The organism is Thermococcus sp. JCM 11816 (assembly GCF_055396515.1).
In genome coordinates, this window is record NZ_AP043741.1 from 1695907 (window position 1) to 1722144 (window position 26238).

34 protein-coding genes are annotated in these 26238 nt (G+C 50.0%); 24 read left to right on the forward strand and 10 right to left on the reverse strand.

All coding sequences use genetic code 11. The features are described 5' to 3' along the window. Window positions 1–218 precede the first annotated feature (218 nt). From ACZ5TN_RS09390 to ACZ5TN_RS09435, 10 genes are all read left to right on the forward strand, one after another. Window positions 219–1967, forward strand: coding sequence for a prenyltransferase/squalene oxidase repeat-containing protein (locus ACZ5TN_RS09390; protein ID WP_464916593.1), 1749 nt, complete (start codon window positions 219–221; stop codon window positions 1965–1967). 7 nt (window positions 1968–1974) lie between these two features. Beyond that, entirely contained in the window at window positions 1975–3117 is a 1143-nt protein-coding gene (locus ACZ5TN_RS09395; protein ID WP_011250620.1) for an FtsZ/tubulin family protein, read from the forward strand. Further along, window positions 3114–3728, forward strand: a complete 615-nt coding sequence (locus tag ACZ5TN_RS09400; RefSeq protein WP_464916594.1) for a hypothetical protein — start codon at window positions 3114–3116, stop codon at window positions 3726–3728. Before ACZ5TN_RS09395 ends, ACZ5TN_RS09400 begins: the two co-directional genes overlap by 4 nt. A 42-nt stretch (window positions 3729–3770) precedes the next feature. Next, window positions 3771–4436, forward strand: coding sequence for a class III signal peptide-containing protein (locus ACZ5TN_RS09405; protein ID WP_011250618.1), 666 nt, complete (start codon window positions 3771–3773; stop codon window positions 4434–4436). Continuing rightward, window positions 4436–4879, forward strand: coding sequence for a hypothetical protein (locus ACZ5TN_RS09410; protein WP_011250617.1), 444 nt, complete (start codon window positions 4436–4438; stop codon window positions 4877–4879). Before ACZ5TN_RS09405 ends, ACZ5TN_RS09410 begins: the two co-directional genes overlap by 1 nt. After that, window positions 4860–5363 carry a hypothetical protein gene (locus ACZ5TN_RS09415; protein ID WP_011250616.1) on the forward strand — a complete coding sequence of 168 codons (504 nt, stop codon included), beginning with the start codon at window positions 4860–4862 and terminating at the stop codon, window positions 5361–5363. The genes ACZ5TN_RS09410 and ACZ5TN_RS09415 overlap by 20 nt, the downstream gene beginning before the upstream one ends. Next, the gene (locus tag ACZ5TN_RS09420) at window positions 5360–7849 is read left to right on the forward strand and encodes a translocation/assembly module TamB domain-containing protein (protein ID WP_011250615.1); all 2490 of its coding nucleotides are present in this window, start codon (window positions 5360–5362) and stop codon (window positions 7847–7849) included. The genes ACZ5TN_RS09415 and ACZ5TN_RS09420 overlap by 4 nt, the downstream gene beginning before the upstream one ends. Before the next feature lies 1 nt (window position 7850). Then, window positions 7851–10442, forward strand: coding sequence for a hypothetical protein (locus ACZ5TN_RS09425; protein WP_011250614.1), 2592 nt, complete (start codon window positions 7851–7853; stop codon window positions 10440–10442). Then, window positions 10442–11560: a hypothetical protein gene (locus tag ACZ5TN_RS09430; protein ID WP_011250613.1), complete on the forward strand. Its 1119-nt coding sequence runs from the start codon at window positions 10442–10444 to the stop codon at window positions 11558–11560. The genes ACZ5TN_RS09425 and ACZ5TN_RS09430 overlap by 1 nt, the downstream gene beginning before the upstream one ends. An 87-nt stretch (window positions 11561–11647) precedes the next feature. Further along, window positions 11648–12313: a DUF2101 family protein gene (locus ACZ5TN_RS09435; protein ID WP_232500644.1), complete on the forward strand. Its 666-nt coding sequence runs from the start codon at window positions 11648–11650 to the stop codon at window positions 12311–12313. On the opposite strand, the gene ACZ5TN_RS09440 is transcribed toward ACZ5TN_RS09435, so the two are convergent. Then, on the reverse strand, window positions 12268–12543 hold the full coding sequence (locus ACZ5TN_RS09440) for a TonB-dependent receptor (RefSeq protein WP_464916595.1): 276 nt from the start codon (window positions 12541–12543) through the stop codon (window positions 12268–12270). The genes ACZ5TN_RS09435 and ACZ5TN_RS09440 overlap by 46 nt on opposite strands. 106 nt (window positions 12544–12649) lie before the next feature. Between ACZ5TN_RS09440 and snatA the strand changes: the two genes are divergently transcribed. Genes snatA through ACZ5TN_RS09455 form a run of 3 tightly spaced genes read left to right on the forward strand, consistent with a single transcriptional unit; the run spans window position 12650 to window position 13876 of the window. Continuing rightward, the gene (gene snatA / locus ACZ5TN_RS09445) at window positions 12650–13300 is read left to right on the forward strand and encodes a neutral amino acid NAAT transporter SnatA (protein ID WP_113708152.1); all 651 of its coding nucleotides are present in this window, start codon (window positions 12650–12652) and stop codon (window positions 13298–13300) included. A 50-nt stretch (window positions 13301–13350) separates the two neighbouring features. After that, complete coding sequence (locus tag ACZ5TN_RS09450; protein ID WP_011250609.1) at window positions 13351–13605, forward strand: hypothetical protein; 255 nt, start codon at window positions 13351–13353, stop codon at window positions 13603–13605. A gap of 58 nt (window positions 13606–13663) precedes the next feature. After that, entirely contained in the window at window positions 13664–13876 is a 213-nt protein-coding gene (locus ACZ5TN_RS09455) for a hypothetical protein (RefSeq protein ID WP_011250608.1), read from the forward strand. On the opposite strand, the gene ACZ5TN_RS09460 is transcribed toward ACZ5TN_RS09455, so the two are convergent. The 3 genes from ACZ5TN_RS09460 to ACZ5TN_RS09470 all read right to left on the reverse strand — a co-directional run bounded on the left by ACZ5TN_RS09460 (window position 13873) and on the right by ACZ5TN_RS09470 (window position 16448). After that, window positions 13873–14859: an asparaginase gene (locus tag ACZ5TN_RS09460; protein ID WP_011250607.1), complete on the reverse strand. Its 987-nt coding sequence runs from the start codon at window positions 14857–14859 to the stop codon at window positions 13873–13875. The two genes, ACZ5TN_RS09455 and ACZ5TN_RS09460, sit on opposite strands and share 4 nt — an antisense overlap. Window positions 14860–14948: 89 nt before the next feature. Further along, a complete protein-coding gene (locus ACZ5TN_RS09465) occupies window positions 14949–16145 on the reverse strand; it encodes an MFS transporter (protein WP_464916596.1) in 1197 nt (398 codons plus the stop codon). Window positions 16146–16148: 3 nt separating this feature from the next. After that, complete coding sequence (locus tag ACZ5TN_RS09470) at window positions 16149–16448, reverse strand: PadR family transcriptional regulator (protein WP_011250605.1); 300 nt, start codon at window positions 16446–16448, stop codon at window positions 16149–16151. Window positions 16449–16511: 63 nt separating this feature from the next. Here ACZ5TN_RS09470 and ACZ5TN_RS09475 point away from each other — a divergent pair, with 63 nt between their 5' ends. Continuing rightward, window positions 16512–16997, forward strand: a complete 486-nt coding sequence (locus ACZ5TN_RS09475; protein WP_464916597.1) for a hypothetical protein — start codon at window positions 16512–16514, stop codon at window positions 16995–16997. Here the strand turns inward: ACZ5TN_RS09475 and ACZ5TN_RS09480 are convergent. Continuing rightward, window positions 16994–17416, reverse strand: coding sequence for a PaaI family thioesterase (locus ACZ5TN_RS09480; RefSeq protein WP_011250603.1), 423 nt, complete (start codon window positions 17414–17416; stop codon window positions 16994–16996). The genes ACZ5TN_RS09475 and ACZ5TN_RS09480 overlap by 4 nt on opposite strands. 49 nt (window positions 17417–17465) lie before the next feature. On the opposite strand from ACZ5TN_RS09480, the gene ACZ5TN_RS09485 reads away from it, so the two are divergent. Together ACZ5TN_RS09485 and ACZ5TN_RS09490 are read left to right on the forward strand one after the other, a co-directional pair. After that, window positions 17466–17867 carry a DUF2240 family protein gene (locus ACZ5TN_RS09485; RefSeq protein ID WP_464917604.1) on the forward strand — a complete coding sequence of 134 codons (402 nt, stop codon included), beginning with the start codon at window positions 17466–17468 and terminating at the stop codon, window positions 17865–17867. A gap of 54 nt (window positions 17868–17921) precedes the next feature. After that, window positions 17922–18458 (forward strand): nicotinamidase, encoded by a 537-nt coding sequence (locus ACZ5TN_RS09490; protein ID WP_464916598.1) that lies wholly within the window; start codon window positions 17922–17924, stop codon window positions 18456–18458. On the opposite strand, the gene ACZ5TN_RS09495 is transcribed toward ACZ5TN_RS09490, so the two are convergent. Further along, entirely contained in the window at window positions 18394–19431 is a 1038-nt protein-coding gene (locus tag ACZ5TN_RS09495; protein ID WP_464916599.1) for an AI-2E family transporter, read from the reverse strand. The genes ACZ5TN_RS09490 and ACZ5TN_RS09495 overlap by 65 nt on opposite strands. Window positions 19432–19476: 45 nt before the next feature. On the opposite strand from ACZ5TN_RS09495, the gene ACZ5TN_RS09500 reads away from it, so the two are divergent. After that, on the forward strand, window positions 19477–19800 hold the full coding sequence (locus ACZ5TN_RS09500) for a hypothetical protein (protein WP_464916600.1): 324 nt from the start codon (window positions 19477–19479) through the stop codon (window positions 19798–19800). Between the two features lie 6 nt (window positions 19801–19806). Here ACZ5TN_RS09500 and ACZ5TN_RS09505 read toward each other — a convergent pair whose 3' ends face one another. Then, window positions 19807–20193, reverse strand: a complete 387-nt coding sequence (locus ACZ5TN_RS09505; RefSeq protein ID WP_464916601.1) for a hypothetical protein — start codon at window positions 20191–20193, stop codon at window positions 19807–19809. Between the two features lie 55 nt (window positions 20194–20248). Here ACZ5TN_RS09505 and ACZ5TN_RS09510 point away from each other — a divergent pair, with 55 nt between their 5' ends. The 3 genes from ACZ5TN_RS09510 (at window position 20249) to ACZ5TN_RS09520 (ending at window position 21701) form a co-directional block, all read left to right on the forward strand. Then, window positions 20249–20932: a DUF4152 family protein gene (locus ACZ5TN_RS09510; RefSeq protein WP_464916602.1), complete on the forward strand. Its 684-nt coding sequence runs from the start codon at window positions 20249–20251 to the stop codon at window positions 20930–20932. Window positions 20933–21046: 114 nt separating this feature from the next. Then, a complete protein-coding gene (locus ACZ5TN_RS09515; protein WP_011250596.1) occupies window positions 21047–21268 on the forward strand; it encodes a hypothetical protein in 222 nt (73 codons plus the stop codon). Beyond that, on the forward strand, window positions 21255–21701 hold the full coding sequence (locus ACZ5TN_RS09520) for a PIN domain-containing protein (protein WP_464916603.1): 447 nt from the start codon (window positions 21255–21257) through the stop codon (window positions 21699–21701). The genes ACZ5TN_RS09515 and ACZ5TN_RS09520 overlap by 14 nt, the downstream gene beginning before the upstream one ends. Here ACZ5TN_RS09520 and iorA read toward each other — a convergent pair. After that, window positions 21698–23611 (reverse strand): indolepyruvate ferredoxin oxidoreductase subunit alpha, encoded by a 1914-nt coding sequence (gene iorA, locus ACZ5TN_RS09525; protein WP_464917605.1) that lies wholly within the window; start codon window positions 23609–23611, stop codon window positions 21698–21700. The two genes, ACZ5TN_RS09520 and iorA, sit on opposite strands and share 4 nt — an antisense overlap. Window positions 23612–23696: 85 nt before the next feature. After that, window positions 23697–23954 (reverse strand): hypothetical protein, encoded by a 258-nt coding sequence (locus ACZ5TN_RS09530; RefSeq protein WP_464916604.1) that lies wholly within the window; start codon window positions 23952–23954, stop codon window positions 23697–23699. 91 nt (window positions 23955–24045) lie between these two features. Between ACZ5TN_RS09530 and ACZ5TN_RS09535 the strand changes: the two genes are divergently transcribed. Both ACZ5TN_RS09535 and ACZ5TN_RS09540 read left to right on the forward strand, forming a co-directional pair. Continuing rightward, window positions 24046–24333, forward strand: coding sequence for a hypothetical protein (locus tag ACZ5TN_RS09535; RefSeq protein ID WP_011250592.1), 288 nt, complete (start codon window positions 24046–24048; stop codon window positions 24331–24333). 10 nt (window positions 24334–24343) lie between these two features. Beyond that, window positions 24344–24664: a nucleotide pyrophosphohydrolase gene (locus ACZ5TN_RS09540; RefSeq protein ID WP_054840240.1), complete on the forward strand. Its 321-nt coding sequence runs from the start codon at window positions 24344–24346 to the stop codon at window positions 24662–24664. Here ACZ5TN_RS09540 and ACZ5TN_RS09545 read toward each other — a convergent pair. Continuing rightward, window positions 24639–25106, reverse strand: a complete 468-nt coding sequence (locus ACZ5TN_RS09545; RefSeq protein WP_464916605.1) for an HIT family protein — start codon at window positions 25104–25106, stop codon at window positions 24639–24641. The genes ACZ5TN_RS09540 and ACZ5TN_RS09545 overlap by 26 nt on opposite strands. A 53-nt stretch (window positions 25107–25159) precedes the next feature. On the opposite strand from ACZ5TN_RS09545, the gene ACZ5TN_RS09550 reads away from it, so the two are divergent. Both ACZ5TN_RS09550 and psmA read left to right on the forward strand, forming a co-directional pair. After that, on the forward strand, window positions 25160–25381 hold the full coding sequence (locus ACZ5TN_RS09550) for a hypothetical protein (RefSeq protein ID WP_011250589.1): 222 nt from the start codon (window positions 25160–25162) through the stop codon (window positions 25379–25381). Window positions 25382–25444: 63 nt separating this feature from the next. Then, complete coding sequence (psmA, locus tag ACZ5TN_RS09555; protein ID WP_464916606.1) at window positions 25445–26227, forward strand: archaeal proteasome endopeptidase complex subunit alpha; 783 nt, start codon at window positions 25445–25447, stop codon at window positions 26225–26227. Window positions 26228–26238: the final 11 nt, after the last annotated feature.

Genomic DNA, 26238 nt, shown 5'->3' on the forward strand with positions numbered 1-26238 from the left:
GGGGTTATTACCCGAATGAAATCAGTAACCCCCTCGACACGGGATACGCACTGGCGGCCCTGGGGGCTGTGAAAGATCTCCCCCTTAAGACCATTGACGTTTCCGGTGAAATTAAATCTGGTGTCAGATACCTTTTAGACTCCTTCAATGGTCAGGGATGGGGATACGGTTCGAAAACCCCTGCGGAGCCTTACTTAACGGTTGTCGCGCTATGGGGGTTGGGTGCAAACGGATACACCATTGAGGATTCGACTGTATCCAAGGCCGTCTCTTATCTGGAGTCCATTAATGAGACATCCCCCAAGATGGTCGCTCTTAAGCTTATTGCGTACCACTATATCGGCTACGCCAACGTTTCTGCTCTTATTGAAACTGCCTACGCCATGCTTTCAGGAGAGCTAAAACCCACTGAAAGGGCCATGCTCACGTACGCTCTCACGCTGTATACTGAAAACATGACCTCAGAACTTCCACGTTCTCTGGTGATACTGGAGAGCCTCGGCTCCCATAACGAGACCTTCGTCCTCACCGAGCCAATTTGGCCTCTCCCTGAGCTGGATTCCGTCACTCCTACCTCCTTTGCGGTCATGGCCTTTGCTTCTCTCTCAGACGTCATCTCCAGTGAGGAATATCCGACAGTTTCCCAGATGTGTGATGAAATTCTCTCGCTACAAAACCCTGATGGTGGCTGGGGTTACACCCCCGGAGAAGATTCCCGGGCCAAGCCAACCTATTATGCCCTCGAATTTTTGAGCCTTTGCACTCCCAAGCCTCAGGTTGCAATTGACAAGGCAACGGCATGGGCAGAAAATCATCTGAAGTCCGCTATGGAAGAGGTTGAGACAGAGGGTATGCTCACCCAGGACTTTTACTATACTGCCTTAATCCTCGCCAGGTATTCCGATATGCCTCCCGAGGAGAGGCAATCCGTCATTGATTTCATAAACGAATACAGGTACTCAGAGTTCGCTTGGAGGGGGTTCTTCTCAATACCACAGCCCCTCCAGACGGCGATGGGAATAAACTTACTCAAGGCATTCAACATTACTGGGGTTAATGCTCCCGCTAGCTGGCTGCTCTCCCTTACTGACGGCGGCTGGGGACTGCTCATAAACTATCCGTTCACCATCATGAGTACCCCTGACGTACCGACTACCCTGCTAGTCCTTGAGGCTCTTTCAGACACGGTGGACGAGGCCAAACTTAAGCCCCACCTCGACTGGCTCCTCGCTCAGAGGCTTGAGGATGGCTTTTGGGGTCACTATAAGAAGAGCGTAAACATCCTCGGCCAGGTTTCAACGGCTTCTCCGTCGATTGAGTACACTGTTAGAGCGCTCGAACTGCTCAGAGAGCATGGATATGACCTGAACTACTTTGATATGGCGAGTACGTTGCTCCAGGGGATAAAGAACAGCAACAGGATAGTAGAAAAGGCTTTGGCATTCAAGTTTGCCATGGAGTCGGGCTTCCTGCCGCCTGTCCTTATCTCGTCCGTGGTTAGCAAGCTGGGCAGCGGAACTTGGTACATTCATTACAGCCCGGATTATGCCTCCGCGGCGGAGAAACTCAGCGGAATAATTGAGTCCTTTGGCGGCGTACCGCTCCTCAAAGAGGGCGACATGGGCAGAGAACTCACGGGCAATCACATCTTTGTTGGTCCATTCGGTAGCTTTGACACAAGCGTCTACAACCCCTATGTCAATATCTCTGTTGCGGGCAACTACGTCGAGATAAATGGTCAAAAGTACTCAAAGGAGAATCTAGTAGCTATAATCCCTGGAAGAACCCAGGACGGTTATGTTCTAGTGCTCTTGGCCGAGAAGGAAGTTCTCCCGGCGATTGACCTGATCGTTAACCCAACGATGATCAAGTATCTGCACGGTGCCTACGTGATGTTCAGCGTTAAGGATCTCAATGGAGACGGCGCAATAACTCCTGATGAAGTCAAAATACTTTTCGAGGGGTGATAACGTCTTGAGGGCCTTGATAATAGGAGTTGGACAGTGCGGGACGAAGATAGCTGATCTGTTTGCGCTGGTTGACTTTGATACAATCGCGCTGAACACATCCAGGGGAGACCTGGAATACCTCAAGCACATTCCCCACGACAGGAGGATACTCATAGGGGAGAGCATAACTGGGGGCAAGGGAGTTAATGCCAACCCTCTGCTTGGAAGAGAGGCCATGAAGCGCGACCTGCCGCTGGTGATGAGGAAGATAGGTTCCATCGTTGGCTACGAAGACGTGGACATCTTTTTCCTTACCTTCGGCTTCGGCGGCGGGACTGGTGCAGGGGGAACTCCGGTTTTGGCAGAGGCCCTCAAGGAGGAATACCCGGACTCTCTCGTCGTTGCCATCGGGGCGCTCCCACTAAAGGAGGAAGGGATAAGGCCAACAATAAACGCGGCTATAACGATAGACAAGCTCTCCAAGGTAGCGGACTCAATCATAGCCATTGACAACAACAAGCTCAAGGAGAGCGGGGACGATATAAGCAGTGCCTACGAGAAGATAAACTACACCATTGTCGAGAGAATAGCCTCCCTGCTTGCTCTCGTGGACGTGCCCGGTGAGCAGACCCTCGACGCGAGCGACCTGAAGTTCGTTCTGAAGGCATTTGGTAGCTTTGCAACCGTAGGTTATGCCAAAGCAGACGCTTCCAAGGTAAAGAACCTCTCCAGGCTCATCATCAAGTCCTTTGAAAGCGAGGGGCTCTACCTGGATGCGAACATTGAATCTGCCCTCTACGGTCTTGTCGCCATCCACGGACCGCCAGAGGTTTTGAAGGCCAGCGATATCTTTGAGGCACTGGATTATCTCACATCGAAAATAAGGGGCAAGCAGATATTCAGGGGGTTCTACCCGGATCCTCGGGAAAGGGACGTCGAGGTCGTCACGCTCTTGAGTGGAATATACGAGAGCAAGAGCATTGAGAACATCGTCAGGACGGCTAAGGAATACGCAAGGTCTTTCATGCAGGCAAAGAGCGAGGCCGAAACAAAGAAGAAGGAACTGCTCACTGGCCTTCCCGACTTTGATGATGTATACCCAAGTTTGGAGGCAACAGGCTCAGACGATCCTGAGGGATTTGCAGAGTATCGGGAGGTATCCCGATGAGCATAGTAAAGGACTCTGTTGAAGCTGCCCTCGACCTCGATGAGAAGTCCGTCTATTCCCACATAGCCCACGAGAGTGCGAAGGATATCATCAGGATAATCTCCTCCATAGATGCCGAGCGGGCCAGGCTTCGTGGGGAAGTCATATACTACACGGATGACTGGGATGATCTAATCAGGCAGAGAATAGCGAAAGGGAAGAGACACACGGCCTTTGACTTCTACAATCCTGCCCTTCTTGACATCTGGGAGGCTAAAGTGAAGAAGGTAAAGACTTTGAAGAAGGCCGAAAAAACTGCCTATGCCCTATATGGTGCTGTCATTGCGGTCTCAACAGGCCTTTTGGTGTTATCCGGGTCTCTCGTCATACTCCCAGTTCTGTCAATTGCTCCGCTGGTTCTTTTCCTTAGATGGTGGATTAGGGATAGAATGGATCTCAGCTACTACGAACTGACTCAGCTCTTCATAGATGAGATGGCCGAACTCGTGAGAAGGCATGGGCTAAGGCCTGAGAACTATCGCTTTAAGCTCTTTGGAAACGATTATTTTGGCGTCAAAACGTTTAACCAGCGCTCTGGTACTTTTGTTGTAGAAGTGGAGGGCAATGATTAAATAGAGGGTGCCGTATTGGGTAGTGAACGGAGGGGAACATCTGTGAGAAGGGGTCAGATATCGCTTGAGTTCATAATAATCTTCGGGCTGTTTACGATACTACTCCTGTACTCCATACGGAACACGTCGTTTAGCGAGGGTACTCCATCGGTCGAAACTCTCAAAATCCAGACGGCCCTTGAGGAGAAAAACCTTGCAAATACGATCTCGAACACGATCAGCCAGGTCTATGCCCAGGGCCCGGGATCCAAGGCTACATCCTACGTCAAGCTGGTTTATCTTAGGAACCCCTCCTATCTTGAGAGAGCGTGGAGCGTTACTGATCCTGGAATATTCATCACCTATGGGCCCTATGGAAGTGACTATGGGGTTTATATTACGATCATAAACAGAACGGGAACAACAAACGCTGCTCTGAGTGGCGACAATAAGAGCGTATTCTGGAGCAGATCCTTATACGCCGTCAACCTCCTCGGGAACTCTACCGTTTGGAACTCCACCTTTGGGAACAGCACTCAAATTAAGCTTGATGGGTCGAGCACCTCCACAACTGTCTATGGTCTTGTAATTCCCCCCGAGACGTTGCCTTCCTACCTGAAGATAGTTGTGGAGTGGACTCCGGGGTGGAATCCGCATCAAGACGAGATGTGGACCTATAACGAGACCGCTGGGGAGATACACATCTACATCAACCCAGGTGAGTCGTGATGGGACGCGGACAGCTGAGCATTGACGTCATCTTTGCCTTCACCCTGATTACCCTCACCGTGCTCAGCCTAGTTTCCCTTGCGTCCCGCCAGGTCGAGAGTGCGGAGCTCACGGACAAGACGTCAAAGCTCAAGGTCTTTGCGATTGATCTCAGGGACACAGTGACTAAAGTTTACTCTTCCGGGCCTGGCTTTTCCGTTAAAAAAACTGTGCCGATGAACCTTAGGGCTGGCGATAAAATAACCGTCGTGCTCAACTCCACATCTGGACGCCTAGATGTCTCGGCGGTAATAGGGGGTGAACACTACAGGGTCTATCAGAACCTCCCCGTTCCCCTCGTGGCGACTACCAATGTTACGCTGAACTCGACGTCCCCAGATCTCTGGGTTTACGCCACCTACAACCAAACGGCGGGTGCCATTGATGTCCGCGTTAAGAAGTAGGGGCCAGACGGCCCTTGAAATGCTGTTCATAATGGCCGTTATCTTCATGGGGGTAGTCGTTATTCTCCCTTCCTATATGCAGAACAACTCCGAAGTTTCTGTCCTGGCGGGAATTAGGTCGGTCGCCTCGGACGTCGCATCGTACGTCAGCGTTGGAGTGATAGCCGAGAACAGGACTGAGTTTGACTGCCTTAATGATAATATCACCGCCTACTATGATTACCTATCTGGAAGGTTTGTGTTCGAGGGTCTGAAAGTCCAGAATGAAACGGAAGACAGTATGACAGTCTTGGTTAAGTTTAAAACCCTCGGCGAGAGTAACTCAACGGTAGATAAAGAACTCGTGGGCGCCGTCGGCGAGGCCATGGTTGAGTCCCTGAAGGAAATCAGGGGCTTCGGCGAGAGGGACGGTAAGCTGTACTACGGCGGTATTGAAGTTGTGCTGAACGTGAGCGTGAACGACGAGTGGGGGGAGTTCCCGTGAGGAGGGGACAGATTTTTTCCCTGGATGCGATGCTGTCACTCGTCATAATAATAATGGTGGTTGGGACTGTTTCAGCGACCTCTGAGAACCTTAAGAACGAGATAACTTCCCTCGTTGGCTGGTACGAGAGGGCGAACATAGCCGAGAACATGCTGGATGTTTTAACGAGAAGTCCTGGGGAACCTGAAGACTGGGAGAAGAACATAGCTTCGGTAATTGTTCCTGGTTTAAGGTCGCTTAGGGGTAACAATTTGGATTACTCAAAAGTAATGGCCCTTGTTGAGGGGGTGAAAGCTGGAAATCCCTCTCTTCAGAGCGCTCTGTGGGATCTCTCCAACGGATATAATTTTAAGTTGATGGTATCCATGCCAAATCAATCTGTCCAACTAGTTTATAACTATACAATATCCCCTGTTTCAGGTGCTGAACTACTGACGGCATGTAGCGTGGGTGAGCTTGGAAACCACTCGGACACACCTGTCCTGATAAACGCTTCCCAGTGTTCACAAGGGGAGTTTGATTTTACTCATAGGGGAGTTTCGTTTGGTAGTTATTACAATCCATATTACGTGTGTGTATATGGAAATACTAAGATTGGGGACAACTTTAAGGTTAATATAAGCCAATATTTGGCTGTTAATGGCAGTCTCGATGTTGGTTCGGCTGGATGGCTATCGACTTCTGCTATCTACGTTACGGGAGATGCCCATATAGGAAGCAGTGGTTATGCTACCAATATAAAAGATGACTCCTATATTGGCGGAGCTCTTGATATTAGATCAAATGGACATGCAACTTTTGGTAAAAACCTTTATGTGTATGGTGATACGACTGTTCGATCAAGCGGATACTTAACGGTTAATGAGAGTCTTTACTCTCTCGGTAGTCTGGATGTTCAGAGCAACGGCAACGTCAACGTTTCTAATGACCTCTATGTCGGTGGCGATGCCACTGTTGGAAACAGTGGGAAGCTGTGGGTTGGGGGAAACCTTTTTGTAAATGGAAACTTTAATGGACAGTCAAGTCTTAGAGTCTACGTGGGAGGAACGGCCTTTGTCAATGGCTCATTGAGTTTGCCATCTGGGAACTTAAAGGTTGAAGACGAGCTCTACGTTAATGGGGACTTTTCCCAGAATCCTAGTACTACTGTTGATGTATACGGGGACGCGTTTATCAATGGGGATATGAAGGTAGCGGGAACTAATATATTCCACAGAGATCTTCACGTTAATGGCGACTTGACAATTGATTCGGGCAGAAGATTGGTTGTTTATGGTAACTTATATGTTGATGGAGATCTTACCATAGATTGGAACAGTAAACTTATCGTTTATGGCAACCTATATGTTTCGGGCAAACTCACTGTAAGGGGGACTTTGATAGTTAAGGGAAATGTTTACGAGTACTACGATACTCAGCCTCCTATCGGGCTTGAGTCTGGGAATCCCTTTTACGTAAATGGATGGCTCTATGCCAAAGGCGACACATGGTACGCAATGAATGGGACTGGGACAAGCCAGAGTAGCTATTCTTTTGATGGATACAGGTACAACTTAATGACAGGAAGATGGAAGCACAGAGACGTATTGATTTATAACAACGAGATTCTCCTTGGGTATTATTACTGGGATGATTTTTGGGAAGGATGGTTTTATCAAATAGAATTTGAAATGATGTCCGTTAACTGGAACTTTGACATCCAGATTAACGGCACAGGCTCGTTATCTCTTCCCCCTGATAAGGACGAGGCATTTGACTTCGATCTCCCCTCCCTGCTTATGCCCCCCGCTCCGGAATTCCAGTATCCCGAATGTAGAGCCTCTGGGGAGGGTAGCTCCGTTAGTATTAACGTTACTAGCGTTAACGTAACTTATGAGTTTTCTCCAGAAAAATCTGCTTGGGTTAATATCTCTATGGTGGGCGGATTTTTTGTGAGCAATGAAAACTTAATTGAACAATCTATGGAAAACTCAACGTGGATCCAGCATTCGGAGAGGACTGTTCGGGTGTCATATAGGACGTACAACCAGAGCTATACCGTTGCGGGCAATAAAAAAGTTTTGCTTTATGAGGGAATGTTTTCATGGATGCCTCTCGGGGCACTCAATGTGACTGTTCCGGATTCCGACGGTAATTTCACCCTTATCTCCTCGTTCAGTACCGGGGAATACGTTGGGTATACTGTGATGGTCGTTGTTAGAAATAACTCTAAATTGTACTATGGACTCTTGACCCTTATCCCGAAGTTCAACTATACTGAAGCCCCTCAAGACTGTGTAGTGCAGAGGACAGGAAATAGCCTTATCGTTCCCATGAAGTGCTTTGTACCATCCTCATCTAAGATGGGTGAGGGTATAACGTTCTCACTGTGGGTGTATCATAACACGTTCCCACAGGTCAAGATTGAGGACGTTGGTAATATTGGTGCCGTTATGCAGCCGATTTATCGTGTGGCCATTTTAAAACTCTGGGTATGGGGTGAGTGATATGAGAAGGGGTTTTGTGTTCACTCTTGACGCTATTCTTTCCCTTGTACTGGTTTCTCTCGTTTTGGTTAGCGTAGTTGCAGTAACGGAGAACTCTTCTAGTATTTACGCTACTCAGTTGCGTGCCGAAAACAAACAGCTTGCAGAAGGAATCCTCCAAACATTGAGGACTGTTCCCCTAGACCAGCTCGTCTCTCCCTCGCTTATCAATACGTGGATTTCCAATGGAACCCTAAATCTAACGTACGTTGATCCAAAGATGCCTCCCCTCCAGATAGCGGCCACATATTGGGCACTTTCAGTCAAGCATCCTGAGTTTAAAGGATACGCAAGTTTAATACTCGGTGAAATATTGAGGGATCTAGCTGGGGGCTACAAATATCAGCTCATAATCAACAACTACACGGATCCCTTCCTCACGTTTGACAACTCCTATGAGAATGCCAGTGACGTCGGAACGGCTACGATGATGGTCAGTGGTTATCTCTTCAACCAGAGCCCTAGGGGTTATGTTGCGAAGGCTTATCTGACGAAGGTCCTGACAGAGCAGAGAAAGCTCGTCGGAATCCAGAGGGTTCTTGCTGGAGGAGGGTATTGCACCAATCCCCGGCCGGGTGGACATGATTACAATTTTTATACCCTATCCGTTAATTCTTTATCCATTCAGTACCAGACGCCTTCAGGCAAACCAACTCAAGTTTCTTCTGGAAGATTCCGGGTTATGGGAAGGTACAGTGGTGGTACTGTGGACTTAAACGTCGATTTAGGTGGGTGGAGTGTATCATACAAAGGGGGTGTTACTCTATCTAAAGATGGGTATAGTTTAAAGCTATATCTTTCATACTTGAGTAGTGTTGGCAATACGAGGAAATATAAAGTGACTAAGATTTTGTTTGAATACCCCAGTGGGGACCAGCTGGGTATCGTTCTTAACTCGGGAGTCTATGTGGAAATAACTCGGAAATGGAAGCGGAGTTGGTTAGGGGGGCACTGGGTTATCTCGTCTTCTAAGGCATATACCAGAACAGCGAGAATCATAAGGGGTGTTTATGCTGAAATTATACCAGGCTACTCCTGTAGAGATGAGGATTATTACAATAACAATAACATTGATATTAAATTTGATATAGACCTTCCCTCCGATACTAGGCCAAGGTATGGAGTACTCAGCGTGTACACTAGACAAGACGGGAACGTTTTTGATGTAATCAAATTCAACAACAAGACTTGGAAGAACTCCGAAGGTAACCTTACGATACCCCTATCCTCAATATGGCCAGAAACTAATACAGTGTATTTGAAAGTCTCGCGTTATGACGACTCTCGTGAAGTTGGCCTGGGAAGCGGTAGCTGGGTTGATCTGGGTTACGTAACCTCAACGCCGCACGCCGATGACCCTGGGTTAATAAAACTCTACGATGTAACTAGCAAAGGTACTGGTATCTACTATCTTAACTCCATCTTCGTCCCGGGTAATGTAACGGGGATTGAGATGAACCTTACCTTTAGTGGGGTACATGAAGTTAGGGTTTACTACTCCAACGGCACTGTCCTTAATTTAATCTATGAAAACACGAGCATCATAGGAAACAACCTTTATATTAGCAATTCAACCATAATGAGGGGACTGCTAAGGTACACTACCCTGGAAAGCCTCTCCAGAAAGAATTTCAACCTCGTTATCATGCTCGATGCCGAATACGGCCTTGATTCAGTTTTATATGCGGGGCAAGATTATCATCGTGAATGGAACAACAAAAGGATACTCTATGGGTACCCCTACTCGTGGATAAGAATATCATACAATCCCACGGTTACTGGGAGCAGATTTTACATTCCAATTGAGGAGACTCACGACTTGGAATCCTTAGATGACACCGAGATGCACTTCAGCTACTACCTCCCCGGAAAGGCCATCCCCTGGTACGTTGATGTATGGACAGGAATAATCTATACTCCTGGTTTGATTGACACATCTAATAATATAACCCTAAGCGAAGGACCAGATCAAACGGAGTTTCTCAGTTTTCCCCTAGATGTATACCTGATCCGCGTTGCATACACGAAAATCTCAAAGGATATAATGGTTAATGGTTCAATTAATAAGTTTAAAATCGAGAGTACAGACGACTATTATACTTTCAGGCCCGCGGTAAGTCGCGCAATCGTCCACTATTTCCTCAACGGCTACGCCCCCTATGGAAAAGTTTTCACCTACTACGCCCAAGACAATGCCTGTGGGTATAACTTAACATACTGGTACGACCTAACTGGAAACGGTGATGGCACTAGAGACAGCGTCATAGTCGGGAACTGCAAGCCCTCGGATACCCCCCTCAAAAAATCTGTTGAGGATTTGGATCCCTCAAAATATGCCTTGGACGATGCAATTGTGCGCCTCTTCCTGCAGCTGGGGGCGGACGAGAGGCTGTGGAAGGAGCATCTCGGGGACAGTAGATACATTCCGGGTGGAAGTAAGAACCCCATAAGGATCCGGCTGGTTGGGATTGAGGGGAAGGCCATTGGCATCAGGAACGTTCCAACGTCCATTGAGCCCATTACAGTTACCCTGAGGATATGGAGGGGAGGCTGATGCGCAGGGGGTACCTAATAAACATGACCGTGCTGCTCCTCCTGATACCACTCCTTCTCCTTGCCGCAACTTACGAGAGCATTTCCAGCGCCGTCGTTGTGAATCAAGCTGAGAGGGGTCTGATGGAGAGGCAGTATTTCAGCACTGTCACCCTAAGGGACGACCTTCAGAATGCCGTTGATTTGAGCTTCAAGAGGGCATACATCGCCCTCACTGAGTACGTTATCAACCACAGCTTTGTCTCAAATGCATCTGAAGCCCTAGAAGAGCTTATGAAGTATGGAACAATAGGTGGGAATATCAGTCCTACTATGGGGGGTGTCACTCTGGAGTCCTGGTATTCTAATTTTGTTAATTATCTCTCCTCAATGGGGATGAGTATTGAGCCATCTACCCCGGAGGAACTTTTTAATTCTCACATGGAGATGCTTATCGGGCCTGTTGACTCGTTCCACGTTGCTGTTAGAGTGAAGTTAAGGAATATAACAATAACTGATAGCTCAGGTAGAGTACGGTACTCGGGCGATTTTCCCGCCAACGGTTACGTGTACTCGATAGTAAGTGTTGAGGGTTTTGAAGATCCGTTCATTGTTAGAATGCTGAACGGTCTATACACAAGAATAATAGAACCATGTAGAATTCCGTATCCTGGAGAAGAATATGGTTACTATAATGTCAACAAATCTGAGGATATAAACGAACTTGTCCTGAACTGGTGCTATGTAGGACTCTATGACAATGCCTCTGCAGGAGTATACTATCCGACTGTGCTTGAGAGATTTGAAGGAACTGTGAACACGAATCCAAATGGCCACCACAGCTATTATCTTCATCTTGCTGAGACTTTTCAAAATGCCCTTGGGATGAAGCCCACTCCTGTGGGCCTTACAACGTTTATTGTTCCTAACCGAACTATTGATAAAGCGCTTCTAGGTGCTATTCAGAGCATTGGGGGCTCAATCCCAGATAACTATGACAGTGTTGACTACTACTTCCTCAAATGCGTAGTTCCCCCGTATAGCTGTAATGTTACCGGAACGCCTGTTAGTCCTGAACAGCGACGGTTCCAACTCGATAATTATACTAAAAAGGCCCTATTTGATAATGCATCCGGGTGAATGAAATTGGACGTGGGAGATATCCTTTATAGTATTGGGGAGAGAGTAGAGAAAGTTGCTAAAAGAACTGCTGGAGTCATGAAAATGATGCTCAAGCCAATCCCCTCAGCTCGTCCACCCAAGTCGTGGCCAATACAAAAACAGTGGATGACTCCCCATGAGGTCACTAGTTTGCTGCTCCAGTTGATATTCTTAGGATACCTAGTAACCGGCGTGGTTGTAGCTTATCTCGGTTACTTTCTAGCCCTAATAATTCTCAGCGCTTTCTATTTCCTAGTTTTGAGATTTATTCTCGTGCGGTACTCTGATTACATTTTGGATTTTGAGGCTTATCGGGTGTTCTATCTTGTGGTTAGCACCATAGCTTTTGTTTCGTATGTGGGATACGTACTTTTGAGGAGGCTATCTCTGGATGCCTACTGGTACTACGCATACCTTGGCGTTATTGGACTTGTAGTTATCCTTTTCCGTCACTACTTTAAGTCTCGCTACGGCAGGGACTACACCTACGGCGTCGTCGAGGAAGTCAAGAACGACCTGGTTAAGGTCTTTGTCCACGACGACATGGCAGCCAACGTTAAACCCGGCTACTACTGGGTGCCCGCGGTTCCTGATGCCGAGCCTGGGGTTGTTGTTAAGCTACTCGTGGAAGAGCGGGTGTTCAGGAGCTCCAGACCCATTAGGATACTTGAAGTTTACCTTGACACTCAATCCTCCCAAACGGAGACCGAGCCAAAGGACGAAACCGAGTGAAGTATCAGCAGGTATATCGAGTGCTCTGGCTCGATTAGGTTGGTCTTAGCGAAGCCATCCCCCTCTTTTTTGATTCTGAGGGGTTCGACGCCCCTCTTCTGGGGAAATATTATGAGAGTTCCTTTCTCTTCTTTTAACTGATAACCAACGCCAGAACATACTCTCCTCATGAATTTCTTGAATCCGTACCATTTTTGTATCGAAGTATTATAATAGATTGTGTGTCCCATAATACATCAATAAGAAGTAATTTTTGGCCTTAAAAAGTTTTTGTTGTAACTGCTCAATTGGGCGGGACATTTTTAACTGCTTTAACATATCGGTGTTGGTGGTGGCATGTTAGAAGTGGTGGAGTTTCTCAAGTATCTGATACTTCTCTACGGAGGCTTGTTTGCGATAACGAACCCCGTGGGTGCAGTCCCCGTCTTTTTGAGCGTTACCCACGACCTGTCCTGGAGGGAGCGGAGGGAGATCGCATCTAAGACAGCCATATCGGTAGTTGCAACCCTTGTGGTCTTCGCCCTGCTCGGGCAGTGGATATTCAAGTTCTTCGGGTCGAGCACAGATGCGTTTGCCATAGCAGGTGGAATACTGCTCTTCAGGATGGCCCTCGATATGCTCTCCGGAAAGCTGTCATCGGTAAAGATCAGCAACGAAGAAACCGAGGAGTTCAGCGAGGAAGTTGTGACTCTTGAGGAAGTTGCAATAATTCCGCTGGCGATACCACTTATCTCCGGCCCGGGTGCGATAACGACGGTTATGCTTTACATGGCCAAAAGCACGACCAACCTTCAGAGGCTCGCGGTGATTCTGACGATAATCCTGATTGGGATTACCGTCTGGTTCGTCCTTTGCTCCGCCAACAGGATAAAGGCCCGGCTTGGACGGGTCGGGATCAAGGTGATGACGAGGATGATGGGTCTGATCCTGACATCAATGGCAGTTCAGATGATAATCAACGGCATAAAAGGCGCGTTTGGGCTTTAGAATGTCAACGTTTATAACTCCCGCCCTCTATCAGTACTGGAGGTACAAACATGAAGGTTACCCTGGAAGTTACGTTTCGGATGGGCGGTGTCGATTTTAGGGGACACCGCTGGGACGGAGACACCCTGGTCTTTGAGTTCGAGCGCCGCGGAGATGCCTACATTCAGGTTCTCAGCGACAGAAAGGTTGAAGTCGAAGTTGAGAAGAGGCCCAAAAAAGTGGTCGTTGAGTTGCACACAAAGGAAGGCACGAAAACCTACGAGGCCTTTGAGCGGGACGGCGTTTACATGGCCGCCGAGCTTTGAGTTATGTAGCCTCTCAAACTTTTTAAGCACGTGAACGTTAGGTTTTCCGGTGGTGCCCATGTTCATGGCAGAGTTCAAGCTCCGCTTTGGAGACAGGAAGTGGTATGTGAGGAGGATCATTGAGGCTGAGAGCCTTGAAGAGGCAGAAGAGAAGGCCAGACGCTACGCCGAGCTGATGAACAAAGGCGAGGTAACCTGGGAGCTCAGCTATGTCATTGAGTCAAAGAGACCCCTTATCGTGGGAGATGATGAGCTGAAAAAGCTTGCTTAACTCCCAGTGATTTCGCCCGCGATGTTTCGTTCCATAATTTTTCTGATTTCTTCAAGATCTCTGGTGTGTCCCAGCGCCCACATGAGCTTTGTCAAAGTCGCTTCCTTTGTCATGTCGCCCGCTGGGATCACGCCGGCTTCAAGGGCCCTTCTCCCGACTTCATAGCGCGTCAGATCAACTCCCCCGTAGAGAGCCTGCGTAGTCATGACAACAGGTTTTTCTCTCGCTGTCTCAGAGACTACCTCCAGGAGATTTCTGCCCCTGTAGGGAATTCCTCCGGCCCCGTAACCCTCGAGGACGATTCCATCTGTGGCCCTGGCGACTGCCCTAAGAACCTCCGGTGAAAGCCCCGGAGTAAGTCTGATATGAACAACGTTAGGGTCAAGCTCTGGATCAAACAATGGTTCACCATTCCCAATTCTGGGCTTATGTCTAACGAGGACTTCGTCACCCTTCACGTAGGCTATGTCTGGGTAATTGATACTCTGAAAGGCGTTGAGGCCGAGGGAGTGAACCTTAGAAACGCGCGTCCCGAGCATTATCTTGTCCATGAAAGCCACGTATATCCCGGGAAATCCTTTCCTTGCAAAGGTGAGTGCCGTTCTAAGGTTTCTGGGTGCGTCGCTGTTTGGCTCGGTTATCGGGAGCATTGAACCGGTCAGAACAACGGGTATCGGCGGATTCCTTATCATGAAGCTAAGGGCGGAAGAAGTGTAGGCGAGTGTGTCTGTTCCGTGTGTTATTACTATACCGTCGTATTCATCAAAAGCCTCAAAAACCGCCCGTCCGATAGTCACCCAATCCTCTGGCTGTATGAGAGTGCTGTCAAGGTTCAGGATGTCCCGGGTTTCTATCTTGGCACCGTCTTCTCGCCTAATGCCCGCCAGCTGAAGGATATCATCTGCACTGAGCGCTGCCTTGTATCCCATCTCCGTCTTTGCACTCGCTATGGTGCCCCCCGTGCCGAGAACCAGAAGTTTCATGTCCCCACCCGCATCTTCTACGTCCTTCCCTTTTTAGTCTTTTTGACAAAAAATATGGGAATGTTGGAAAAAAGTTTGTCAAAATGACATCAGCGTTCGGGGACGAGCAACATAAGGACGAGTGCCAGCAGGTTCATCGCCGCGGAAAAAAGGAAGCTGTATGTCAGGGAATACGTCTTCCACAGGTAGCCAGCTATCACCGAAGCCGGAAGCACGAAGAGACCGAAAACTGTATGGTAGGCACCTATTATAGTACCCTTTTCGTAGTCCTTGGCTAGATCTGCCATGTAAGCCCTCGGAACGGTGTCCTCAATCGCTATGTAGAGGCCGTAGAGGGCGGACGCACCAACCAGAGTTGCCAGGTCTCTGGCGTAGGCAAAGGCTAGGGAAGCCAAGGCTGCAACGGCAAAGCCAGCCGTTATCATCCTCTTCTTCCCGAGCCTGTCAGAGTAGATGCCTATTGGGTATGCCGAGAGCGCGTAGATTGTGTTGAAGAGGGCGTAGAATGCCATTCCTTGAACGACCGTGTAGCCGAGCTCCTCCGCCTTCCAGAGGGTAAAGGCGTAGCTGTACCTTCCGAGAGCTCCAAGGGCAACGACCGCGAGGAAGAGCTGCAGGTTTCTGTCCCTGAGCGTTGAGATTCCGGTTATCTTCTTTTTGACCTCAGCCCCTCTGTCCTTAACGAAGAGCAGAATAACTAAGAGTGAGATCAGCCCCGGAACTGCTGACAGCAGGAAGACGTAGCGGTAGGCCTTTTCAACCGGCAGGCCTTCGAGGAGCTTGAGGATGCCTATGGCGACGAGCGGGCCAGCTACTGCTCCTAGCGTGTCCATCATCCTGTGAAAGCCGAAGGACTTGCCGCTCTTACCTTTCTCGCTTGACTCGGCTATTAGAGCGTCCCTCGGCGCCGTCCTTATTCCCTTACCTATCCTGTCAAGTGCCCTCAGCGTCAGAAAGTCCCACCAAGAGCGGGTGAAAGCCAGGGCCCCCTTGGCGAGGGTTGAGAGTGCGTAGCCGATGAATACGAAAGCCTTCCTTTTCCTAAAGCGGTCGCTTACGTAGCCGAACGCCACCTTGAAGAGGGAGCTCATGCTCTCTATGGCACCCATAATCGAACCGCTGATAAGCTTGCCTTCCTCGAGAACGTCGGTAAGGTAGCTCGGCACTATCGGGCTTATCATCTCGCTGCTCATGTCGTTCAGGAAGCTGACTATTCCGAGCAGGAAGACGTTCCAGCTTATTCCAAAGATTTTTCGCTCATTTTTACCCTTTTCTCCGTTTTCCATGGCTCACTCCTCCAAGAGTTCTGAGCACAGCTCACGGACTTTTTCCTTTGCCCGTTTGAGAAGCTCCTCCCCCTCGGGTGTCGTCCTGTAAAGTCGGACGCGCTTTCCGTTTTTGACTCCCCACTGGCTCTCCAGCAGGCCCAACTCCTCCATCCTGTGAAGGAGCGGATAGATCGTGCCAGGGCTCACGCTGTACCCGTGTCTCTTCAGCTCTTCCATCATGAACGAGCCCGTCACCTCTCCTTTGCTCGCGTGGTGGAGTATATGGATGCCCATGAAGCCGAGGAGAACCCTCTTTATCATATCGAACACCGATATCGGATTTCGATAGAAATGTATAAAAGAGTTTCTGTCTAATTACCACTGATGAAGGGCAAGAGGTTCAGAGCACTCCCCGTACTTTTCGCAACCATCGGAGTTCTGATGCTGGTGGCCGAGATACTGATGGTTCTCCACGCTAGATTTTCACTCCCCCAACTTCCAGCTGAGAACGAGGGTAGGTATGTGTCCTTTGGTCTGATGATCGTTATATTCTTCCTCTACCTTCCAGTACCTCTGTCGTTTTTCCTGCTCGCTGGCCTGCTTTATCCCGAGAAGATCAAGCATCTAGGGGCCATCGCTCCCTTTCTAACTGCGGTCGGCGTTCTGAGTCTGACTCTCTCATTGCTAATGGCGTTTCGCATGGATGCAGTAGGCTTTCTGTCCTTTTTGACCTTCGGTGTTCTGTCGATATTACTGGCCAGAAAAGAAGAATTCCGTAAAAGTGAGAAGTTCAACCCCTTAGTCTGGACTCTTACTGCTCTCTGCGTTCTCCAGGCGGCTTTGTTTGGAGCGGTTGTTTTGCTTTCTTAACCCTTCTCCAGCACGTGCTTCTCCAGGACGTAGCAGTGGAACGTCCCCTCGAACACTTTTTCTCCTTTTTCGTTGAAGACTTCACCCTTCACCACTTTCTTCCTTTGGGGGGACGTTCCGTCCCCCACACCCCCTCCTGAGTTCTCTAAAATTCTTGTCCTCGCCAGAAGCCTCTCCCCGACTTTCACAGGCTTGAGGAACCTCACTTCTGCTTTTCCGAGAACGACCGTCGGCTCGTTCACGGCCAGCATCGCTGCGTAGTCGGCCAGCCCGAACGTGAAGCCGCCGTGAACGAGTCCGTATTCGTCAACGGCCATCTCCTCTGTAGTTTCCAGAATGACTTCAGCTTCGGGCGGTCCAACTTTCACGGGCTTTCCAAGAAGCCTCTCCGAGGCGAGCTTATGCGTCCTTATCTCCATTCCAACCACCAGGTTTATTAAATCTGGGAAGGTAATAAGTTTGATGGATATGCACCCGCTTGAGGAGGCCATCGAGATTAAAGGCTCCCCTGAGTTCACGAAGAGCGAGTTAGTTGGTATTCTCAGCTTCAGGCTCAGAAGGATGTCGCCCACTGAGGCCAAAAAGGCCATCGAGGAATGGATCGAAGAAGGTCTTCTGGAGGAGAGTGAAGGGAAACTCCTTGTCGTTATTGAAAAGTTGGAAGAAGAGAAAGAGGCTGGTTCCCTGCTCGGTGAGATGGTCTCTTATATTGCCCGCTCCCTTGGCTGGAGCGAACTTGAGGTTCTGGAGGGCATTAAGAAGATGCGCGAACGCTACGGAGACCTCGACGAGGCCATCTTAGCGTACCTGTTCGGCATGGAGAAAGGAGTGGATATGTCGAAGTTCAGGGACAGGCTTCCAGAGTTCTGAGTTCCGTTTAAGCCTTTTAAGCCCCAATGTCAATACACGAGTGGGTGAAGCTCGATGCCGAAGGAGGCCCTCATAGTTGTTGATATGCAGCGCGACTTCATGCCAGGGGGGGCGCTCCCAGTACCGGAGGGCGACACCATCATTCCCAAATGCAACGAGTACATCAGGAAGTTCAAAGAGAAGGGTGCTCTCATAGTGGCCACGAGGGACTGGCATCCCCCGAACCACATCAGCTTTAAGGAGAGGGGCGGTCCTTGGCCACCACACTGCGTTCAGAACACTCCTGGAGCGGAGTTCGTTGTGGACCTGCCAGAGGACACCATAATAATCTCAAAGGCGACCGAACCTGATAAGGAGGCCTACTCGGGCTTTGAAGGTACGAACCTCGCGGAGATTCTCAGGGAGAACGGCGTTGAGAAGGTTTACATCTGCGGTGTTGCCACTGAGTACTGTGTGAAGGCAACAGCCCTCGACGCGGTCAGGCACGGCTTTGAGACCTACCTCCTGAGCGATGCCGTTAAGGGCATCAACCCCGAGGACGAGAAGAAGGCCCTTGAGGAGATGAAGAAAGCTGGTGTGAAGATTCTGTGAGCTTTTTCCACTCTTTTATGAGGACTAACAATACGTTCAGCACGATTGGGCCGATTATTATGCCCTTAAGCCCCATGGCCCATGTTCCGCCCACCATTCCAATGAAGACCAGGGTCTCGTCCAGTTCTGTGTCTCTGGCGACGAGCATGGGCCTTATTGTGTAGTCCGGCATCGGCGAGACCAGAAAGGCGCCGTAGACTGAGATGCCGATGGCGTGGAGGTACATCCCGTTGAGGGCGAAGTATATGGCCGCCGCCAGCCATATCATCCAGCCTTCGAAGAGCGGCACGAAGGAGAACGCGAAAGTCAGGAAACCAGCTATGACTGCGGTGTAAACGTCAGAAACGCCAAAGACTATGTATCCAAGTGTCATCAGGATGCCCTTCGCAACGTTCAGAAGGAGCCATGCCCTCACGAGGGCAGAGAGAGTTTTGTGGACGCTTGAGAGTATTTCCTCGCCCAATTCCCGGTTTTCTTCCGGCAGGAGTTCTCTGATGGTTCGTGCTATCTGGTCGGAATAAGCAAGCCCGTAATAAAAGGCAAGAAAGAACACGGTGAGTTGAATTACGTACAGCGGTATCGAAAACGCCCTGCTTGAGACGTACTCGGCTATTCTCGTAGTTGCTTCAGCTTTGATGTTGAGAATGAAAGTCCTGGCGTCTTCTGGAAGGGGGAGGGTTAGAATCCAGTTAAGGACGTCCCTTATGCTCCCGGCAAACGATGAGGCCAGCTTTAGTGACATCATTGCCAGTTCAAACGTTAAGGTTCCTCCGAGAACGAGGAAGGTAAAGCTGATGAAGGCCGCTGACTCACGGTTTCCAACGAATTTTCTCAACCTTCGGTGGATAGGATAGAAAGCGTAGGCTAGAATAAGCCCGAAGAAAAGCGGCTCAAGAAAGGGAAGAATAACCCTCCATGATACGTATAAGATAACTGCAATGACAGCCGCCCAAACTGCAGTTTCAGCCCTCATGTTTTCCCGGAGGGTTTATTTAGTCAGGATTATAAAAACCTCCCGGTGGTTGGGATGGAAGAGCTGCTCTCGAAGTTTGAAAAGCTAATTGCTGAAGGCGATAGGATGTTCTCCCGCGGAGACTACAGCGGTGCCTACGAGTCGTATCTAAACGCCCTTTACTCCCTGGCAGCTATGGTGATGTATCGGAGCACTGGCATGCTGGTTCCACCCGAGCGGCTTCCAGGATTTCTTGGTGGGTTCCCAGAGCTTGAGGATGCGATACGGAGGTACTCGGGGAGTGCTCTTGGCGAAGAAAAGGTAAGGTCTTTAAGGGAAGAGCTCGAGAGGCTTCGGGGAATGATGAGTTTGCCGAGTTCCGAGCGGTGACGAGGACTAACCTCTGACCCACATCACTGTTCCAATTCCCTCGATACAAAACGATGACACTCTCCGTAGGGCTCTCCCTATTTCCCTTCCACCCATCAGCTCTACCAGGACTTCTCCTTCTCGTATAGGGAACTGCAGAGTGACCACTGACCCCTTCTGATGAAGTACGGGAGTGCCCCTTATTGAAAGCCCTCCAAGGTGGTCTTCACTCCATATGGCATCGACCTCTAAGGTTTGGGAGTACATGAAAACTGTAAATTTGACAGTTTTTTCTGCGGGTGTTATCAGCCCCCCATTCAGAAGCGCTCTCTCGTACGCGATGCAGACTGGAGTAGCTTTTGCGAGGCCATCAACGTACTTTCCCAAAACTTCATAAATCGTGGCGTCTCCCATATTGATACCCCATAGTAGTTTGGACGTGAGAGTATATTGGTATTCGGTGGTTACCATGAGGATAGTCGCTGCTGACACGGGTGGTGCACTTCTTGATGATGCATATAACCCCATAGGGCTGATAGCGACCGTCGCCGTGCTCGTTGAAAAGCCCTACAGAACGGCTTCGCTGAGCAGGGTCAAGTACGCTGACCCCTTCAACTACGACATGAGCGGCAGGCAGGCCATCAGGGACGAGGCGTATCTGGCCGTTGAACTTGCCAGGGAAGTTAAACCCGACGTCGTGCACCTTGACTCTACAATTGGGGGAATAGAGGTCAGGAAGCTCGATGAACCTACGATAGAGGCGCTGGGCATAACTGACAGAGGAAAGGAAGTCTGGAAGGATCTCGCTAAAGACCTCCAGCCGCTGGCAAAGAAGCTTTGGGAAGAGACGGGGATTGAGGTAATTGCCATAGGAAAGTGGAGCGTTCCCGTCAGGATAGCCGAGATATACTCCGGAATATACACTGCCAAGTGGGCAATAGAATACGCCAGGAAGAACGGAAAGGTCTTAGTCGGGTTGCCTAGGTACATGAAGGTCGATATAAAACCCGGGGAGATATACGGAGAGAGCCTCGACCCGAGAGAGGGCGGACTCTTCGGAGAAATCGAGGCGGATACTGATGGGATAAGCTGGGAACTCTATCCCAATCCGCTTGTGAGAAGATACATGGTGCTTGAGGTGTGGAAAGAATAAGGGGGGCTAGGCCCCCTTCTCCAGCTCGCGGGGAAAAATTGGTGGTCTGCAGTGCTTATTTTAGAGGACAAAACTTAAAGGTCTCCCCGAGTTAATGTTCCTAGGTGAGGGAGCGTGCCTACCGTAACGGTTAAGATAACCGTTCCTGCTGACGTTGATCCCGAGGAAATTAGGAGACTCGTTGAGCTCGAGGTCGTCAAACTCCAGCTCATGAGAAAAAATCTAGAGAGAAAGACCTCTGAGGATTTCAGAAAATTGAGGGGTATCCTGGGTAAGGCCGAAATGGAAGAACTCAAAGCCTACGAGCTGGAGGCTGAGTTCGGTGATCTATATTGACACCAACGTGCTCTATTCGTACCTCTTTGAGACGCCCATGAGCGAGAACGCTGAGAGAATTCTTGAACTGCCTGAGAAGGTAACGTCCAAAGTCGCAATAAACGAGGCTGTGTACGTTGTCTTCAGAAGACTGGCCCGCGATAAGGGGATAACGAACGTTTATGAAGCAAAGAAGTTCGCGAAGCTAAAAGAAGGGCAGTATCTGCTTGAGCAGGCTTACTCCACGGTTATGGAACTTGTGCAGCTTTCTGGAATAACAGTTGTGGAAGAGGAAGACGATTTTGAGATTTTAAAAGATATCTCCAGGGAGTACGGACTTCTTCCAAACGACGCTATAATCGTTGCAACGTGCGTTAAGCACGGAATAACGAAAATAGCAACCTTTGACAGCGACTTTGACAACGTTCCCTTCTTAAAAATTGTAAGGGGCTAGGCCCCCTTCTTCAGCTCGCTCGGGAACTTGATGGCGTCGAACGGGCACGTCTGGTTGCAGACTCCACAGCCAGTACAGAGGAGCTCGTCTATCCTGACCTTCTTTGTTTCAGGGTCGTAGACGAGCGCTGGACAGCCCGTAAGGAGTATGCAGGCCTTACAGCCGGTACATTTGTCCTCGATGACTATCGGCTTCTCACCGATCTGGCCGCGCCTTATCACGGGAATGACGCACTCGCGCTTCGCTATTATAACCGCAGGCCCCTCGATCTGCATCGCTTCCTTTATTGCCTCCCTCGTCGCCTTGAGGTCGTAGGGGTCAACGGTCTTGACGTACTTGACTCCCAGAGCCTTCACAAGGGCCTCTATGTCTATCTCGTTGAACTTCCTTCCTGTCTCGCTTCCGCCGGTTCCCGGGTGCGGCTGGTGGCCCGTCATCGCCGTCGTCCTGTTGTCGAGTATCATCACCAGGACGTTCAGGTTCTTGTAGACGGCATCTATGAGCGGCTGGATTCCGTTGTGGAAGAAGGTTGAGTCGCCGATGGTCGCTATTATCTTCTTGTCCATGACGACGCTCTGGCCGTTGGCAAGGCTTATGCTCGCACCCATAACGTATTCGGTCCAGATGGCCTCAAGCGGCGGGAGGAGGGATAGGGCGTAGCAGCCTATGTCTCCGTGAATAGGAACCTTGTAGCGGCCGAGCTTGAGGTCTCTGAGGGCATCGAGTACTGCCCTGTATGAGCCGCGGTGAGGACAGCCGGGACACATTACCGGCGGCCTCTTCGGAGCTAAGCTCTCGGCGTAGGCGACCTCTTCGGGCTTTACGTATTCCTCACTTTCTTCGCCGATGACCTTCAGCAGGGCGTTCCTAACGAGCGAAGGCGTAAGCTCGCCCTCAAGCGGAAGATGCCCCGTCCTCTTGCCGTAGATTGGAACGTTCAGGCCAGCCTCGTAGGCGGCTATCTTGACCTCCTCCTCAAGGAACGGGGCTCCGTCCTCAATTACTATCGCCTCTTCAACGGTCTTCAGGAACTCCACAACGAGCTTCTTCGGGAGCGGATGGGGAGTTGAGAGCTTGAGAACCTTGAAGTCGGCGTTTATCTTTGGGAGAACCTCCTTCACGTAGTTGTAGGGGGCACCCTCAACGATTATTCCCAGCTTGGCGTCTTCTTTCCCTTCGACCCAGTTGAAGGGTATCTCGTTGAACTCCTCTTCGATCTTCCTCAGCGTCTCGTTGAGCCATTTGTGCCTCTTTCTGTTGCCTTCCATGCTGGCCCTCACGTATCTCTCAATGTCCTTCTTGAAGACGGGTTTCCTGTTAAGCTCGACGAACTCGCCGACCTCGACGTCGGCCGTTGTGTGGTTCACCCTCGTCGTTGTCCTGAAGATTATCGGGACTTTATAGCGCTCGCTCAGCTCGTAGGCGTACTTTATGATGTCGTGGGCCTCTTGAGGATCAGCCGGCTCAAGAACGGGAAGGAGAGAAATCTTGCCATAATAGCGGTCGTCCTGCTCGGTCTGGCTCGTATGCGGCCCGGGGTCGTCCGCGACAAGTATTACAAGCCCACCCTCAACGCCGGAGTAGGCGAGGCTCATGAGCGGGTCGGCGGCAACGTTTAGGCCGACGCACTTCATTGTAACGAGGGCCCTTAGCCCAGTATAAGCCACTCCAGCGGCCTCTTCTAAGGCTACCTTCTCGTTCGGCGCCCACTCGGCAAAGACCTCCGGCTTCAGCCTCGCTATCGTCTCGATGACTTCAGTTGAGGGTGTTCCTGGATAACCCGTGGCGAAGACGACTCCACTCTCAAGTGCGCCGTAGGCAATCGCCTCGTTTCCCATGAGGAGCTTTCTCTCTTTTTTAGCCGAGACCTCGAGTGAAGCGTTAGAAGGAGCGTTCTTTAGAGCCTCCACGATGACCACCGTAGGCTTTCCGTGAATAAGGTTAAAACTCTATGCTCAGGAAAACACCCAAAAAAGCCGAAAAATATTCGACTTATTAAGGTCTCTTTCCCTGCTTCGGGTCGTAGAAGTACTTGCCCATTGCGTCACCGTAAGACTGCAAGTATTTCCTTCTAACTGTGAATGCGTAAATCGATGTGATTATAAGTATCATTCCCCCAACGTATAGACCGTATGACTTCAAGGTCACAAACACCGCACCAACGAATATTCCGATGATTCCAAACACGATGGAGAGCATGATCACGAGGAGAATCTTGTACCCATACCTTTCCATGAAAAGCGCGAAGTCCATTCGTGGACACCTGTTATTGTATTTGCGTTGAACCTTATAAAGTATTCTCGCAGGCTTTAAATACCTAGAGCACGAATCCTTTGTGAGGTCTATGAAAATAAAAGAATTGGTGGAAATCCTTGACGAGGCCATAGCGAGTCTTAAGATCGCCATAGTTGCCAACCAGCAGAGGGCTATGGAGACACCCTACACGAGCCTGGAGTTCACCCAGCGGGCCATTGAGCTCCAGGAGGATCTGGACGACCTCTTAAAGGCCAGGGAATTTCTTCTATCCCTCGATCCAGAGACGGATGCCGAAGAGCACTTCTCAAGGGAGGAGCTGGAGAGGTTCCTCAAACTTCTTGAGCTCCTCAGGAATAGCGAGGCTCACTTCTACTGAGGTGATGGGTATGGACTTCCGTGAGCTTGAAAGAATAGTCGTTGAATTCAGGGACGCTAGAAGATGGAAAAAGTACCACACACCAAAGAATCTGGCCATCTCCGCTGTGGTTGAGCTGGGAGAGCTTTTCGAGCACTTTCAGTGGCTCAGCGATGAGGAAATCCTCGAAGCTGTAAAGAATCCTCAGAAAAAGGAGGAGGTCGCGGATGAGATAGCGGACGTCATAATTTACCTCGTACTCCTGGCGCATGAGCTTGGAATAGACCTGGATGAGGCCGTTGGCAGGAAAATCAGAAAGAACGAGGCTAAGTACCCTCTCCTAGGAGACTGAGAAAGGCCCTCCGTAAGGAGTCTACTTCGTCTTTCCCTAACCTGTTTTTCTCCCAGCGCTCTTTTCTGTTCAGGTTTTCGTCCTCGATGTCCAACACCGCCTTTCTCACTCCGCCTCTCGGCCTGTTGCAGTCTCCCTTCCATCTCGGAATAACGTGAATGTGGATGTGGGGGACTGTCTGACCGGCCGCCTGTCCAAGGTTAATGCCTACGTTGAAGCCGTCGGGATTTAGGGCCTGTTTCAGGGCCTTCATGGAGAGGTCAACGCCCTGCATTAGGGCGATTTTTTCTTTTTCGTCCAGCTCTTCCCACGTCTCGACGTGCCTTCTGGGGATGACAAGCACGTGCCCCCTGTTCGCTGGGTATTCATCGAGGATTACCCTTATCAGCTCATCTTCGTACAGCAGGTTTTCCCTTTTTGGACTGCAGAACGGACAGCCCATAGAACCACCAAAGACTTAAAACCACCCATCTTAAAAAGTCCCCCGGTGGGAGCATGAGTGAAGAACTTAAAAAACTCGAAATTGCTTACCGAAAGCTTCTCCTCGCGGGCCTGCTGTTGCTCCTAGTAGGGTTCGGACTCATTATCTTTAAGCCCCTGGGGTGGACAGCATCCCTGATACTGGGAGCGGTCATCTTTGCAGTGTCTTTCATCCCGCTGGAGCTTGCGAGGAGAACCGCCAGGAGGATGGCGGTCATCGCTTTTAGGGGAGAATAGAAAAGCTTAATAGATGGCCCGTAGAGTAAGCTAAAGGAGTAAAGGGAATAGAGGTGATGTGAAATGGCGTTTGTACCACCGCAGGCCGGTTACGACCGGGCGATTACGGTATTCAGCCCTGATGGAAGGCTCTTCCAGGTCAACTATGCCAGGGAGGCAGTGAAGAGGGGAGCAACCGCTGTCGGTGTTAAGTGGAAGGACGGTGTTGTCCTCGCTGTTGAGAAGAGGATCACCAGCAAGCTCATCGAACCGAGCAGCTATGAGAAGATATTCCTTATTGATGACCACATAGCGGCCGCTCCGAGCGGCATTATTGCCGATGCCAGGGTTTTGGTTGACAGGGCCAGGCTTGAGGCCCAGATTTACCGCCTCACCTACGGCGAACCCGTCCCGCTCACCGTTCTGGTGAAGAAGATATGCGACCTTAAGCAGGCCCACACCCAGTACGGTGGTGTGAGGCCCTTCGGCGCCGCCCTGCTTATGGCGGGCGTAAACGAGAAGCCCGAGCTTTTTGAGACCGATCCGAGCGGCGCCTACTTCGAGTGGAAAGCAGTTGCCATAGGAAGTGGCAGGAACACCGCCATGGCCATTTTCGAGGAGCACTACAGGGACGACATCGGGAAGGACGACGCCATAAAGCTCGCAATCCTTGCCCTTGCGAAGACCCTCGAAGAGCCAACTGCTGAGGGTATAGAGGTTGCCTACATAACCATGGACGAGAAGCGCTGGAAGAAGCTCCCGAGGGAGGAGCTTGAGAAGTACCTCAACGAGATCCTCCAGGAAGTTAAGGAGGAAGAGGTTGAGGAGAAACAGGAAGACTACTCCGAACTCGATCAGAACTACTGAGGTGACGGGCG